This window comes from Kordiimonas sp. (genome assembly GCF_048264555.1).
Taxonomy (GTDB): domain Bacteria; phylum Pseudomonadota; class Alphaproteobacteria; order Sphingomonadales; family Kordiimonadaceae; genus Kordiimonas.
The window spans coordinates 84,854-99,388 of sequence record NZ_JBLXCX010000005.1; the positions used below are offsets into that span (position 1 = coordinate 84,854).

15 protein-coding genes and 1 tRNA gene are annotated in these 14,535 nt (G+C 56.3%); 12 read left to right on the forward strand and 4 right to left on the reverse strand.

Features of this window, described 5'->3' with window-relative positions; translation table 11 throughout:
• Positions 1-40: 40 nt before the first annotated feature.
• On the reverse strand, positions 41-943 hold the full coding sequence (locus ACN0XZ_RS14225) for a diacylglycerol/lipid kinase family protein (RefSeq protein ID WP_417458452.1): 903 nt from the start codon (positions 941-943) through the stop codon (positions 41-43).
• Between the two features lie 121 nt (positions 944-1,064).
• On the opposite strand from ACN0XZ_RS14225, the gene ACN0XZ_RS14230 reads away from it, so the two are divergent.
• Entirely contained in the window at positions 1,065-1,475 is a 411-nt protein-coding gene (locus ACN0XZ_RS14230; protein ID WP_417458605.1) for a DUF1801 domain-containing protein, read from the forward strand.
• A 7-nt stretch (positions 1,476-1,482) separates the two neighbouring features.
• Here the strand turns inward: ACN0XZ_RS14230 and ACN0XZ_RS14235 are convergent, their stop codons facing one another.
• Both ACN0XZ_RS14235 and ACN0XZ_RS14240 read right to left on the reverse strand, forming a co-directional pair.
• Entirely contained in the window at positions 1,483-2,370 is an 888-nt protein-coding gene (locus tag ACN0XZ_RS14235) for an ROK family protein (RefSeq protein ID WP_417458453.1), read from the reverse strand.
• Between the two features lie 185 nt (positions 2,371-2,555).
• Positions 2,556-5,372: a response regulator gene (locus ACN0XZ_RS14240; RefSeq protein ID WP_417458454.1), complete on the reverse strand. Its 2,817-nt coding sequence runs from the start codon at positions 5,370-5,372 to the stop codon at positions 2,556-2,558.
• Positions 5,373-5,561: 189 nt separating this feature from the next.
• Between ACN0XZ_RS14240 and ACN0XZ_RS14245 the strand changes: the two genes are divergently transcribed.
• From ACN0XZ_RS14245 to ACN0XZ_RS14255, 3 genes are read left to right on the forward strand one after another with little or no spacing between them, the layout of a single operon-like run.
• On the forward strand, positions 5,562-7,034 hold the full coding sequence (locus ACN0XZ_RS14245; protein WP_417458455.1) for an AlkA N-terminal domain-containing protein: 1,473 nt from the start codon (positions 5,562-5,564) through the stop codon (positions 7,032-7,034).
• Positions 7,031-7,570, forward strand: coding sequence for a methylated-DNA--[protein]-cysteine S-methyltransferase (locus ACN0XZ_RS14250; RefSeq protein WP_417458456.1), 540 nt, complete (start codon positions 7,031-7,033; stop codon positions 7,568-7,570). Before ACN0XZ_RS14245 ends, ACN0XZ_RS14250 begins: the two co-directional genes overlap by 4 nt.
• A 41-nt stretch (positions 7,571-7,611) precedes the next feature.
• Positions 7,612-8,400 carry an isocitrate lyase/PEP mutase family protein gene (locus ACN0XZ_RS14255; RefSeq protein ID WP_417458457.1) on the forward strand — a complete coding sequence of 263 codons (789 nt, stop codon included), beginning with the start codon at positions 7,612-7,614 and terminating at the stop codon, positions 8,398-8,400.
• Positions 8,401-8,436: 36 nt separating this feature from the next.
• On the opposite strand, the gene ACN0XZ_RS14260 is transcribed toward ACN0XZ_RS14255, so the two are convergent.
• A tRNA-Thr gene (locus ACN0XZ_RS14260) sits at positions 8,437-8,511 on the reverse strand.
• Between the two features lie 182 nt (positions 8,512-8,693).
• Here ACN0XZ_RS14260 and ACN0XZ_RS14265 point away from each other — a divergent pair.
• From ACN0XZ_RS14265 to ACN0XZ_RS14300, 8 genes are all read left to right on the forward strand, one after another.
• Complete coding sequence (locus ACN0XZ_RS14265; RefSeq protein WP_417458458.1) at positions 8,694-8,864, forward strand: hypothetical protein; 171 nt, start codon at positions 8,694-8,696, stop codon at positions 8,862-8,864.
• A gap of 156 nt (positions 8,865-9,020) precedes the next feature.
• Positions 9,021-9,575, forward strand: coding sequence for a dCTP deaminase (dcd, locus tag ACN0XZ_RS14270; protein WP_417458459.1), 555 nt, complete (start codon positions 9,021-9,023; stop codon positions 9,573-9,575).
• Between the two features lie 99 nt (positions 9,576-9,674).
• Positions 9,675-10,955, forward strand: a complete 1,281-nt coding sequence (murA, locus tag ACN0XZ_RS14275) for a UDP-N-acetylglucosamine 1-carboxyvinyltransferase (RefSeq protein ID WP_417458460.1) — start codon at positions 9,675-9,677, stop codon at positions 10,953-10,955.
• Between the two features lie 130 nt (positions 10,956-11,085).
• Positions 11,086-11,520, forward strand: coding sequence for a DUF2948 family protein (locus ACN0XZ_RS14280; RefSeq protein WP_417458461.1), 435 nt, complete (start codon positions 11,086-11,088; stop codon positions 11,518-11,520).
• An 81-nt stretch (positions 11,521-11,601) separates the two neighbouring features.
• A complete protein-coding gene (hisG, locus tag ACN0XZ_RS14285; protein WP_417458462.1) occupies positions 11,602-12,270 on the forward strand; it encodes an ATP phosphoribosyltransferase in 669 nt (222 codons plus the stop codon).
• The gene (hisD, locus tag ACN0XZ_RS14290) at positions 12,254-13,555 is read left to right on the forward strand and encodes a histidinol dehydrogenase (RefSeq protein ID WP_417458463.1); all 1,302 of its coding nucleotides are present in this window, start codon (positions 12,254-12,256) and stop codon (positions 13,553-13,555) included. Before hisG ends, hisD begins: the two co-directional genes overlap by 17 nt.
• Before the next feature lie 4 nt (positions 13,556-13,559).
• Entirely contained in the window at positions 13,560-14,057 is a 498-nt protein-coding gene (locus ACN0XZ_RS14295) for a UPF0262 family protein (protein ID WP_417458464.1), read from the forward strand.
• Positions 14,054-14,491 (forward strand): arsenate reductase ArsC, encoded by a 438-nt coding sequence (locus ACN0XZ_RS14300; protein ID WP_417458465.1) that lies wholly within the window; start codon positions 14,054-14,056, stop codon positions 14,489-14,491. Before ACN0XZ_RS14295 ends, ACN0XZ_RS14300 begins: the two co-directional genes overlap by 4 nt.
• Positions 14,492-14,535: the final 44 nt, after the last annotated feature.

A 14,535-nucleotide genomic window follows, 5' to 3' on the forward strand; every position in this document is an offset into this window, starting at 1 on the left:
GCGGGACCACGGTGCCGCCCTTCATATTGTGCGCTGGTTTCTAGATATGCGCCCTAAAGGCAATGGGCACGAGCCGCGGCGTAATCACCGCACTGCCGTAGCCGAGAAAGTCACCGTCCAGCTGCAGCGGTATGCCCTCATCTGCCACTTCAATATTGCCGTTCCCCAGTGCCCGGGCCGATACCTTCTTGTCGAGCCGTCCAAGGGCAAGGCTCACCTGTTCCACCATCCGGGCCCAGGCGCCTTTGCGCTCCAGCATCAAACACGCCATGCCGGGCTCTGACACCTCTGTTTGCCGGGTCAGGAGAAACGGCCCTGCGTATCGGCGGATATTGGCGGCAATAAACCAGTAACAGCTGCCTTTACCCCCGTCTGAGGTCACCCACTCAATGGGCGGCGCGTATTTTTCAAGCCAAAGCGCCTTCAGTGTTGCGGGAACAAAGGATGCGCGCCCGATGCGCGCCTTGAGAGAAGGCGCTACATGCTCCAGCACGCGGGCGTCAAACCCGGCCCCAAGCCAGCATATGCCCATGCGGCTACGGCCATCAAAATAGACATCAAAGGGGTATAGATCCTTGAGCGAGCGCGATAGCAACACATCCGATATATGCCGCGCCCCGATGCGGCCATGCGGCATATAGCCAAGCTCGCGCGCCAACACATTGGCCGTGCCCGCAGGGATAATGCCCAGGGCAACGTCATGACCAAAGGCGCCTTCCGCCACATCGCGGATTGTGCCGTCCCCGCCCGCGGCGATAATCACCTCGGCCTCGCCCGTGCGTGCCAGCTTCTCCGCAATCTCGGTGGCATGCCCGGGTGCGTTGGTGTCAGCGATCGTCACATCCTGCCCACCACGGCGAAGGCGTTCAGCCACGGCACCGATCAGCGGGCTGCGGCCATTTCCCGCAACCGGATTTCTAATAATGACAACACGTTCACCCATTCATGCCTCGGTTCATACACTCACGCGCGTCAGCAAACGGCATTGCCCGCCATTTTGCAACAGTGTGTGCTAATATTCCTGCAATATAGGCTGGCGAGCGGGAGGTTAAGCCGTGACAGAGATGAAAACCAAACCAACCGACGTGAAGGTTGATACTTTCCTCAGTAGCGTTGACCATGCTGGCAGGCGTGAAGACGCGTACCTGATCCTGGAGATGATGGAGCGGTTGAGCGGATATAAAGCCCAGATGTGGGGGCCGTCCATCATCGGGTTTGGCAGTTACCATTATAAGTATGACAGTGGCCGTGAAGGCGACATGTGCCGCGTCGGGTTCTCGCCCAGAAAATCACAGATGGTGCTTTATATCATCCCAGGTTTCGAACGGGCCTCAGGGCTACTGGACCGCCTTGGCAAACACAAGCTCGGGAAATCCTGCCTCTATATCGGGCGGCTCTCCTCAGTAGATACAGACGTGCTGGAGGAGATTATCAAACAAGCGCTCGCTTACATGGATGAGAAATACCCGAAATGATGCCTGATCAGCGCTGCGCGGCGCCGCGCGCCAACATAAAGGCCCCCACGAGCCCCGATATTTTACCAAGGCCGGGCGCTACAATATAGCGCTCCATGCCACCGGTGCGGGCCGCCGTTGGCACATATCCGGCAATCAGTTTCTCTGTCTGGCGCTGCACACGCGCGAGCAGGCTTTTCTGGTTCATCACGCCACCGCCAAGGACAATGCGCTCCGGCGCGTAGGCAAAGGTGATACTGCGGCAAAGCTGGGCCAGATAATAAGCCTCGGTATCCCATGCCATATGATCGCCCGGCAGAATGGACGCGGGCATAGCCGCCCGCGCCGCAATCGCGGGGCCTGACGCCAAACCTTCCACACAATCACTATGATAGGGGCATTGGCTTTCGAACTTTTCGTCCCCTTGCGCCCGCGGTACCGGCATATGCCCCACCTCCGGGTGCAACACGCCGTGCACCAGCGCACCATCAATCATCACACCGGCGCCAATCCCTGTCCCCACGGTCACATAAACGGCATTGCCGCACCCGCGCGCTGCACCCGCATGCACCTCGGCCAGCACGGCCGCATTCACGTCCGTATCAATGGCAACGCGCACCCCGACCTGATGACCAAAAAAGTGCGCAAAATTCGTGCCTGCCCAACCAGACTTCGGGGTGGATAGCAATGTGCCATAGGTGGCGCTGCGGGCGAGATCAATGGGCCCAAAACTGGCAATGCCAAGGGAAGTGATAACACCGAACCGTACCTGCGCATCCTTGAAAAATTTGGCGCACGCGGTCAGCGTTTCATCAGGCGATCTAGTGGGGATGGTTTCCTGTGCCCAGATGTCGTCAAAGCCGCCACCTACCGCACAGACAAATTTGCTGCCGCCAGCTTCAATAGCCGCCAGCATACAGCATCCCTCTCACGTGCTTTTGGGTGTCACCAACGTGCGCCCAGCAAGCTTTGCTTATGTGCCGTACCACGACGTGCATGTTCAATCCCCGGCCTTCACCCTATGGTGAGCCCATTCACTATACGTCAAGGCCGATATATTTCAATAGCTTAGAGGAGTGCAGCACGAAAGCAGCGGGCATATTATGCCGGAGCGGTAACCGATTCCTCTTGGGGAGATGATGAAGGCGTGGTGGGCTCCAACCAGCGCAGCAGCGCTTTTTCCACCTCAAGCGGTTGTACCGGTTTGCTGAGATAGTCGTCCATGCCGGCGCTTAAGCATTGTTCCTTGTCACCAGCCATGGCGTTTGCCGTGAAGGCGATGATAGGGGTGATATCGACCTGCCCCGCCTCTTCGAGACGACGGATTTCCTTTGTGGCCTCAAAGCCGTCCATCTCAGGCATCAAACAATCCATCAGGATCAAGTCAAACTTGCGGGTTTTTGCTTGCGTCACGGCCTCAAGGCCATTCCCCGCTGGCGTTATCAGGCAGTCATACCGCTTGAGAATATTTGTCGCCACCATTCGGTTAACCGGGTTGTCCTCTGCCAGCAGAATTTGGGCGCCTTTGAAGCTGATTTTCGCACGGTCAACCTTTTTAACCTCATGGAAGCTATGCCGTGTGTATAGCGGAACCTCACGGTTACGGTCCCGCGTTTTCCAAGCGGCAGACAACATCATGGCCAGCTCACCGGGGAAAACGGGTTTGGTCAGGTACCCACGGAAACCCGCTTTACGCATCCGCCCCCCATCACCTTTCCGCGGCAAAGAGGTCATCAACACCATTTGCAAGTTATCAAGCCGGTCATCCTTGCGGATCTCGTGCGCGAGCATATCGCCGTTCATGTCAGGTAGACAGAAGTCTGTCAGAAGCAGGTCATAGGGGCGCCCCTCATCTGCCGCCGTTTTCAAGAACGCGAGCGCGAGCGGGGCTGATTCCACCGCCGTGATGTCAAGACCAAGGCCACTCAACTGCTCCGCAACGATATCGCGCGCGACCTCGCTGTCATCCACAACAAGAAGGCGCAACCCTTCCAGCGCGACAGGGTCCTGCCTCACCTCATCTGATGGTGCTTCCGCGAGGGCCAAGTTTACGTGAAACCGGAAGACAGACCCTTTCCCCTCTTCACTCTCAAGCTCAATGTCCCCACCCATCAGGGTGATCAGATCACTACAGATGCTGAGCCCGAGGCCGGTCCCGCCATACCGCCGCGTTGTCGAAGTATCGGCCTGATCGAACTTGTTGAAGATGGTGGCAAGTTTATCTTGCGGGATACCAATGCCAGTATCTTCGACCTCAAAATGCAATGTTGTGTGATCATCTGCGTCACCGCCAGACCAAACTCTAAGCAACACATGTCCTTCAGACGTAAATTTGGCCGCGTTGCCCATAAGGTTGAGGAGAATCTGCCGCAACCGTCCCGGGTCGCCCCTGACGTGGTGGGTTGTGCCTTCGGTGAAACGAACAAGAAGTTCAACACCGTTTTCTGCGCATTTGGGGGTGATAAGTTCTGCCACATCCTCAATAAGCTGCAGGAGATCAAACGGAACCTCTTCAAGGTCCAGCTTCCCAGCCTCAATTTTTGAGAAATCCAGAATATCATTGATAAGCGCCAACAGTGCTTCCGCCGATTTCATCGTCGTATCGGCAAAAGCATGTTGTTTGGGGGTGAGAGCCGTATCCAGCAGCAAGCCGGTTGTCCCGATTATACCGTTCATAGGCGTGCGAATTTCATGGCTCATATTCGCGAGGAAATCGGACTTGGCCGCATTTGCCGCCTGCGCTTCGATAAGCGCGGCATCAAGCTCTTCATTCTTGTCCGCCATGGCGAGGTTGGCTTCATTAAGCGCCGCTGTCCGCTCCTGCACTTTTTTGTTCAGGTTCTCATTGAGATCTTTCAGAGCCCCGGCCATGCGCATAAAGTCCGTCGAAAGCTCTTCAACCTCCTTCCAGCCCTTCCGCGCAGGTCTGACATCAAAATCGCCCGCCGCTATGCGCTTGCTCATTCCGCCAAGCTCTTCCATTGGACGGGATAGAAAATACGCCATAAAACCACCAGCAAGCACAGCCAGAGCGATAAGCCCCGCCCCTAGCGAAATCAGAAATTCATTGGTATCGGTGACGATCTGGCTCACCTCAGACTCGTTAATCTTGACGACGAGCCCCCAATCCTGACCAGGAATAAAGCGGGTGGCAGCCATGACAGGCGTTTCAGTGTAATCAGGTGCGTGGCGCATGATGGTCTCGTTGCCATCCAGAGCCTGAATGATAGGCACGTCAAAACGGTTTTTACCAACACGGCGCTTGAATGCCGCATCCGGATCATATTTCAGTGGAACAGCAAACAGCGCATCGCCATTGGCCGCCCGTACGGCAAAAAGCCATTCCCCGGTTTCCCCGAGGCCACTGCGGTCATTCACCATATCGAGGACAAAATCCGCGGCAAAATCGATGCGAATATACCCAACCAGCCGCTCTTCAAGCATCAGCGGCGCTGTGCTTTGCAGGGTGATATCCTGTTTTCGTACCAACACGATATCCGTAGCCCCCGGGGTGGGAGAAGCGGTTAAAACACCGGCATGCGTCCCCTCGTCGGTCGTGACCACCAGATTACCATCGGGGTCATATATGCTTGCGGCAAGCAGGCGCTTAACATTGCTGTTCGCGTCAACAAGGATGCGGTGCAGCCGTGCCTGCTCCTCAGGCGCTTTAGTCGTATTCCAGCGGTCCAGACTGATGCGCATCTGCGTCCGGCTGGCCAGCAGTGCTGTGTTGTCCCGTGCACGGTCGACAACGGCCAACACCCTTTTCTGAGCGATGAGAGATAAGGCGGATAGCTTTTCCTGAACCTGTGTCTCGACTTGTTCACCGCTATAGTCGGTGATGAACTTGAACCCGAGCAGGAGCGGCAGAACGGACAGCACCAAAAATGCTGTTACAAGCATATGCTTCAGTTTCATATATGCTTCTCCGCCGTATCAATATACCGCCACCGGTCGTTACCCTACTCAAATAAGTTTAACACTTGTATAACGCAGGTTTCCGCCATTCAGGCCAAAACACAGCAAGCTTGTAGTTTAAAAAAACAAATCAATAGTCATGTCCGAATATAGGTAGACCGTGCAGCATCCGCCCCACATTATGCGCCCATGATTTTAGATGCCCACATATGTTATGACGCGCTCAAGAGCCGCGATGCCCGCTTTGACGGCAAATTTTATATCGCGGTGCGGACCACCGGCGTCTATTGCCGCCCGATCTGCCCGGCGCCAACCGCGCATTATAAAAACTGCACCTTCTTTGCGACCGCTGCGCGTGCGGAAACGGCGGGCTATCGTCCCTGTTTGCGGTGCTTCCCGGAGCAGGCGCCAGGGTATGTGCCGCGAGAGGTCGCGAGCGAGATCGTGGTTAAAGCCGTGGATATGATCCAGCACGATCCGCTTGAAAACGGCAACATGGAACAGCTTGCCGGGGATCTCGGTATTTCGTCCCGGCATCTTAGGCGATTATTTGAAGAACACCTGGGCATCTCCCCCATGCAATTGGTGAAAACACGCCGCGTGCAGATGGCAAAAAAGCTCATCACCGAAACATCGCTGTCGATGGCGCAGATCGCCTTTGTCGCCGGTTTTCCGACCATCGCGCAGTTCAATGCTGAGATGAAAAAAACTTACCATGAGCCACCCTCAGCGCTGCGGCGGCGCTATAAATTTGGCCCCAAACATAGCGCGAGCGACAAAAACAGACTCCACGTCCGTCTGGCATACCGCCCACCCTATGATTGGGCTCAGGCAGAAAACTATCTTGCTGGGCGCATGGTCGCAGGCGTAGAACGGTTTGACAGAGGCCGTTATCGCCGCCTGGTGACTTTCAGGGACGCCTCCGGTGTTATTGAGGTTTGCCATGAAGGACGCGGCAACTGGCTCACACTTCATGTACCCATGCTGCTGTGGCCGCACCTGCAGCATATTATTGCCAAGTGCAGGGCACTGTTCGACCTTGACGCCGATACTGACAGGATTGAGAGCCGACTGAGTGTCGATGCACGTCTTAAGGACATCGTCGCCACCAGCCCTGGCGCACGCCTGCTCGGCGCGTGGGATTTTTATGAGCTCGCCATTCGCGCCATCATCGGCCAACAGATCACGGTCGCCGGGGCCACGACCCTCACGAACCGACTTGTTGAACATATATCTGGTGAGATGGCGACTGTGATTGACGGTGAATGCTGGTTACCCTTCCCTACACCAGATGAGGTGATCGCGGCACCACTTGAGAAGCTTGGGTTTATCACAAGTCGCGCTGCAACGCTGCGCGCCTTCTCAGAGAGCTATCGGCGGGGTGACCTTACCTTCGCGCGCGCAGCCACGCTTGATGACAAGCTCAAAAAACTAACTGCAATAAAAGGCATTGGCCCATGGACAGCGGGGTATATCGCCATGCGCGGCATGGCGGAACCCGACGCCTATCCCTATGGTGACCTTGGCCTTCATAAAGCCTGCGGGCTAAGCGGCAAAACGGCGAGCAAAGACCTCCACACCGCCCTCGAAAGTGTTCGGCCATGGCGAGGCTACGCCACCATGCATCTTTGGCGCAGCCTTACGGCGGGAGAGAAACCTTGAAAACACGCATCTTTAAAAAACTGCCGGATAACTGCTGTTGCCGGGTCATCGATAGTCCCGTTGGGCCATTATATCTGATCGCAAACGACCATGCGCTCTGCACGCTCCTGTGGGAATGTGACCTGGAGAAGCCGGATACAAAAGCGGCCGTTGAGGCCTTACCTACGGTGAACAGCCATCCTGTTATTGATGAGACCGAGCGGCAGCTCACTGAGTATTTTATGGGCCGGCGCCAGCGCTTCGATCTGCCGCTTGAAATGCATGGCACACCTTTTCAGAAGGCGACCTGGCAAGCGCTTCTCACCATCCCATATCGCAGCACAGCCAGCTATGAAGAACAGGCCATCAAGCTTGGCGGGCGGGAGAAAGTGCGCGCCGTTGGCACCGCGAACGGCATGAACCCGCTTTCCATCATCATCCCGTGCCACCGGGTGATTGGGAAGAATGGCTCCCTCACCGGTTTCGGCGGTGGCCTCACGGCAAAACGCTGGCTTCTTGACCATGAAGCTGGTGTTGCCCAATTTCCCCTTCAGTAAACATCCTGACACAGTAAAACCGACAGAAAAACGAGGACAAAATGAACAAACCTACACCCTATGCCCAGATGAAAGCCTTACACCAAAGCGACCAGCTTTTCCTGCTTCCCAACGCGTGGGACGTGCCATCAGCCAAGGCATTCGCTGCAGCAGGCTTCAGCCCTATCGGCACATCAAGCTGGGCAATTGCCGCCATGTTCGGCTATCCAGATGGTGAGCAGATACCGTTTGAAACCCTATTGATGGTGGCGGAACGCATCGCCCTGAGTACAGACGCCATGATCAGCGTGGATGTGGAGGCCGGATATGCATCTGATATAGAAGCCCTCTGTGCCAATATATCTCGCGTGATGGCCGCCGGTGCTGTCGGCATCAACTTCGAAGACTCACTGAAAGGTAACACGAAAGGCCTCATGGATATCGAAGCGCAGGCCGAGCGTATAAGCGCTATCAAAGCGCTCAGGAATGCAAGTGGGGACCCGGTTTTTCTTAACGCCCGCACCGATGGCTTTCTTGTCATGAAAGATGACCCGCGCGCCGCGCTCACCGAAACCCTGAAGCGGGCTGAGGCATATGCTGCTGCAGGCGCAGACTGCCTGTTTGTGCCTTTCCTGAAGGACGAAAGCCTGATCGCGGAACTTACAAACGCGTCACCCCTGCCTGTAAATCTGCTCGCCCTGCCGGGAGTGACAGACATCGCGCGCCTTCAAGAATTAGGAGTGCGGCGCCTGAGCCTCGGCAACGGTGTGTTTGATAACTCGGTCGCACACCAGCAAACACTAGCGGTCGAGATCAAAAACATGAAGAAGCTCGACGGCTTGTTTGCCTGAGCGCTCAGCGGGAAAAATCGAAAGGTGGGGAGGTGATGGTGCTGCTGGGGAGATTTGAACTCCCGGCCTCTCCCTTACCAAGGGAGTGCTCTACCCCTGAGCTACAGCAGCGTAACCATATGCGGGTCGCATAGGTGCTGGCGCATGTGCGCCGCACGCCGGGGCTATTGCCACAGCGCGGCATTTGATGCAAGCCAAAACAGCAATAAATTTACGGCGCACAGGCACCTTCCTCAAGCCCCCGTGCAATTGGCGCTTGAAAAACTCATGCGCTTTGCGGCATTTATGCCGTTATGAGCGACCAAGATAAAAAGACTGATACCATCAAGCAGGATAACGGCAAGCTGAGCGCTGCCGAAAAACAGGCGCGACTTGCAGAAGCCCTGCGCGCAAACCTGCGCCGGCGAAAAGATCAGGCACGGGAGCGCAAAACCACCCCGACAGCAGACGGCAATGACACCTAAACCTCAGCCAGGCATAAGCCAGGCAGGTTAAACACCTCACCAACACCCCAATATCTTGTAGATTGGTGCTTGTTCGCCCCCATTGATTGCCTTACTAATGCGAAAAATGCGGCTATTGTCGCGGCGTGAGATACAAGATCAGGGGAGCAAAGCACCATGTCCATCATGTCTGATAAATGGATTCGCGAGATGTCGAAAACGCACGGCATGATCGAACCGTTTGTGGATGGTCAGGTGCGCAAGGATAATATCTCCTACGGGCTTTCGTCCTATGGCTACGACGCCCGTGTGGCGCCTGAGTTCAAGATCTTCACGAACGTCGATTCGGCCATTGTGGACCCGAAGGATTTTTCGCCAAAAAGCTTTGTGGACCGGGATACGGATGTGTGTGTCATCCCGCCTAACAGCTTTGCGCTCGCACGCACGGTGGAATACTTCCGCGTACCGAAAGACGTGCTGGTGATCTGCCTCGGCAAATCCACCTATGCTCGCTGCGGTATTATCGTGAACGTGACCCCGCTCGAACCCGGCTGGGAAGGCCACGTAACGCTTGAATTCTCAAACACCACGCCACTGCCAGCAAAGATCTACGCCAATGAAGGCGCGTGCCAGTTCCTGTTCCTGCAAGGCAATGAGCCGTGCGAAACAGCCTACTCGGACCGCAAAGGCAAATACCAGGGCCAAACAGGTGTGACCCTGCCGAAGCTTTAAGCGTCATCATCATACGCTGGGCATAGGTGTGCCCTTTTGATGCCTTGATCGGTTGCGATGCTGTAAGCTGCTCACCTCAAGTTAAAAGGCCCAAGTCAGATGGAAAAACTCGTCATCACCGGCGGCAACGCGCTTCACGGAACTGTCCCCATTTCAGGTGCCAAGAACGCTGCCCTGCCGCTCATGTGCGCGAGCTTATTGTCTCATGAACCGTTAACTCTTGAGAATTTGCCTCGGCTCGCCGACATCACCACACTGACGGACCTTCTTAACCATCTTGGTGTTACTGTCACGATTGAGGGCGGCAAAGGTGGCCGCATGACCGGCCGCAGCCTTACGTTTGATGCCCGGAGCATCAACGACACCATCGCCCCTTATGACATTGTACGCAAAATGCGGGCGTCTATCCTAGTGCTCGGGCCACTGGTGGCACGCGCGGGCGAAGCGATTGTGAGCTTGCCAGGAGGCTGCGCCATTGGTAACCGCCCCATTGACTTGCACCTCAAGGCGCTCGAAAAACTTGGCGCCAAAATTGATATCGAGCAGGGCTACGTACGTGCAAGCGCACCTGAAGGATTGAAGGGCGGCCGCGTGCGCTTCCCGTTTGTCAGCGTGGGTGCGACCGAGAATATCCTGATGGCAGCAACGCTGGCCAAAGGCACTACCATCATTGAAAACGCAGCGCGCGAACCCGAGATCACAGACCTTGCTGCGTGCCTGAACGCCATGGGCGCACGCATCAAGGATGCGGGACATGAGACCATCACCGTTGAGGGTGTAGACAAACTTCACGGTGCCACACACGCCGTGATGCCTGACCGGATCGAGGCGGGTTCCTATGCTGTTGCTGCGCTGATGACGCGGGGTGATCTGCTTCTCGAAGGCGCACGCGCGGATGATATGCAAGCAACGCTTGATACCCTTACCGATGCAGGCGGTATCGTTAGCGTAGAAGAAGGTGGCGTGCGCGTTAAATCAAACGGTCACGTCAAGGGCTTCAACCTTGTAACCCAACCCTTCCCCGGTTTCGCGACAGATATGCAGGCCCAGTTTATGGCGCTGGCTTGTGTGGCAGAGGGTGCGAGTGTCATCACGGAAGCGATTTTTGAGAACCGTTTCATGCATGTGTCTGAGCTTTGCCGTTTGGGGGCTGATATCACCGTCACCGGCTCCAGCGCCACGGTGCGCGGCGCAAGGTTCCTTAAAGGCGCGCCTGTTATGGCAACCGATTTGCGCGCCAGCATGGGCCTCGCGCTTGCGGGGCTTGTGGCCCAGGGTGAAACCCATGTGAACAGGCTTTACCATCTGGATCGCGGCTATGAGCGGCTCGAAGAAAAACTGCGCGCTGTTGGCGCACAGGTCGACAGGTTGCCGGGTTAAAGCCGCACGCCCGCGCCTGGGCTTAAGCCTTCCAACAGTTTTTCTGCGCCTCTCTGTGTGTATAAGCACTTGATGCTGCGCCCCCCTCCCCCTACATTGCGCACAATATAAAAGCATTTAGGTATTTTAAATGAGTGACCCTTTGAAACTGCTGGCCAGAAGCCCGGAAGACCTGACCGTTATGTCGAGCCTGATGCAGGACGCCACCGTACGCGTTGGTGATATCGACTTTGACGGCAAGGGCCACAGGCTGTCATTTGTCGCCAACCGCTTCCGCTGGGAGAAAAAGCGCCGCTTCTTCCGCCCCAAGGGAGAGCGGGTGCGCACAGGCCTGCATCTCTCAGGCGTGCTCAAGGCTCAGCATCAGGGTTTTGACGCTGGTGACAAGGATCAGGTACTGGAGCTTCTTAGCCTCGAAGCACATGAGGCAGGGGAAGAGTTTGACATTCACCTGAACTTTGCCGGAGGCGCCACCATAAAGCTGCACGCGGAATGTGTGGATGCGGTGATGAGCGACCTTACTGACGCGTGGGAAGCCCGCGCCCGCCCGGAGCATCAGGACTAATCAGCGTCCCACTGCTTAAGCTGACACAAAAGTATCCCAGACAGGTTATTATCTGCCCTCATATCAATCGGACTGAAAACAATGGAACTCAGCGAAAAACTGGTACTGGCCCTCCCGAAAGGACGCATTCTTGATGAAGTGATGCCTCTCGTGCATGCGGCTGGCATCCATCCTGAGCCCGCGTTTGATGACCCGAAATCGCGGGCGCTGCAGTTCGACACCAACATCAAAAACCTGTCGATCATCCGGGTGCGTGCGTTTGATGCCGCGACCTTTGCGGCGTTTGGGGCCGCGCATCTCGCGGTTGTCGGGAACGATGTGCTGCAGGAATTTGGGTATTCCGACCTCTATTCTCCGCTTGACCTTGACATTGGGCACTGCCGTCTCTCGCTCGCCATGCCGGAAGATGAGGCGGATGAAGACCCCCGTGAATGGTCTCACATTCGCGTGGCAACCAAATACCCGAACCTCACCCGCCGCCACTATGCGGAACGCGGTGTGCAAGCGGAATGCATCAAGCTTAACGGCGCGATGGAACTGGCGCCGCAACTCGGCCTTTCCCGCCGGATTGTTGACCTTGTTTCAACGGGCGGCACCTTGAAGGCAAACAAGCTCAAGGAAGTTGAAGTGCTCACCCACATCACCTCGCGGCTTGTTGTGCATCGGCCCGCCTTTAAAACGCGCCCCGCTGAAGTGAGCTTTTGGATTGAGCGTTTCAGGGAGGCCGTTCAAAATGGTGCTGCGTCTTAAATCAAGCGCCGCTGATTTTGCGGCTGAGTTTGAAAAACTCCTGAACGCCAAACGCGAAACCACCACCGACGTACGGGATGTGGTTGAGGGCATTGTCGCGGACGTTCGCGCGCGCGGCGATGAAGCGCTTTACGATCTTACCACCAAGTTTGATCGCTTTGACGCACGTGCACGGGGGCTTAAAATCTCGGATAGCGAGGTTGACGCTGCCTGCACGGAGGTAGGTGCGGAGACCATGTCCGCGCTTGAAATGGCGGCAGACCGTATCCGCGCTTTCCATGAACGGCAGGCACCGGAAGACCTCGACTATATCGATGACGCAGGTGTGCGACTTGGCCAAAACTGGCAGGCGGTTTCCGCGGCCGGTCTTTACGTACCAGGTGGTACCGCGAGCTACCCGTCAAGCGTGCTGATGAACGCCATTCCCGCAGCCGTCGCCGGTGTGGACCGTGTGGTCATGGTGGTACCAACACCCGATGATGTCCTGAACCCGCTTGTGCTTGCTGCCGCACGCCTCGCGGGCGTCACAGAGATATACCGCATTGGCGGTGCGCAAGCTGTTGCAGCCCTTGCCTTTGGTACAGAAACCATCGCGCCTGTCGATAAGATTGTGGGCCCCGGCAACGCATTTGTGGCCGAAGCCAAGCGCCAGGTTTTTGGCAAAGTCGGTATTGATACGATTGCTGGCCCCAGTGAAATTCTGGTGGTGGCCGACAACCAAAACGACCCTCGCTGGATTGCGGCAGACCTGCTTTCGCAAGCGGAACATGACACCGCCGCACAAAGCATCCTCATCACGGACGACGCCAGATATGGCGAAATGGTTGCCAGAGCGGTTGAGGACCACCTGGCCAGCCTGCCGCGCGCCGATATCGCGCTCGAGAGCTGGAATACCTACGGCGCAATCATTACCGTTGAAGACCTTGAGGACGCGGTGCCGCTGATCAACCGTCTCGCGCCAGAACACCTTGAGCTGGCAATCGAACATGCGGAAGCCATGCGCACCAAGGTTCGTAACGCCGGCGCTATCTTCCTTGGCCGGTACACACCGGAAGCGATTGGCGATTATATCGCAGGGCCAAACCACGTGTTGCCCACGGCGCGCGCGGCACGATTCTCATCTGGCCTCAGCGTTTATGACTTCATGAAACGCACCACATTTGTGGGCTGTACAGCCGAAAGCCTGCGTGCGATCGGGCCATCTGCCGTACGCCTGGCGGAAGAGGAAGGCCTTGATGCACACGCTCTTTCTGTTGCCATCCGACTGAAAGACCTTCAACAATAGGCCTATGGCAGAACACAAACTTGTAGATGTGACGTTGGATCAAAGCACCATCACGCGCTGGAGCGCGGATGTGGAGCATGAGCGTCGCATCGCCATTTTTGATCTGCTGGAAGAAAACAGCTTTCGCCTCGTTAAATCCGCCGACGAACGATATGAAGGCCCTTACAAGCTGCACCTAGGCATCCTTGAGGGACGACTGGCGTTTGACGTGAAAAGCACCGGCGATGATATCCTGATGAGCTTCCGCCTTGCTGTTACGCCCTTCCGCCGTGTTATCCGCGATTATTTCGCGATCTGTGACAGCTATTATGAAGCGATCAAAAGCGCGAGCCCCAGCCAGATTGAGGCGATCGATATGGGCAGACGCGGCCTCCACAATCAGGGTAGCGAGCTGTTGATGGAACGCCTTGAAGGCAAGATTGATGTGGATATGCAAACAGCCAGGCGGTTGTTTACGCTTGTGTGTGTGCTGCACCTCAAGGACGGGAGAGGGCCACGATGAATAATGCCACCAAAACGCCCGTCAAAAGTGTGCTCTTTGTCTGCAATCAAAATGCTGTGCGCAGCCCCATGGCGGAAGCGCTCGCAAAACGGCATGGGAAACGCCGTTTTTTTGTCGAATCCGCAGGCCTGATCGCCGGTGCGCTTGATCCGTTTTCTGTCGCCGCGATGGCGGAAGAAGATATCGACCTGTCTGGTCATAAATCGCTCACCCTCGCCGATGTCGACCTCACGCTTTTTGATGTTGTCATCGCGCTCACGGTCGAGTCGCGTGATTATCTCGCCAAACAGAAGTTGAAATCCGCCGATTCTCTTGAATATTGGGCCACGCCTGACCCGTCCGACGCAGAGGGCCATCGTGACCGGATCATGGAAAGCTACCGTCTGGTTCGGGATCATCTGGAATGCCGGATCGCGGACCGTTTCCCCTACTGAGCCTCACCCAATTTTCGGTAAATACCACCGGAAGCGTGCTGTCC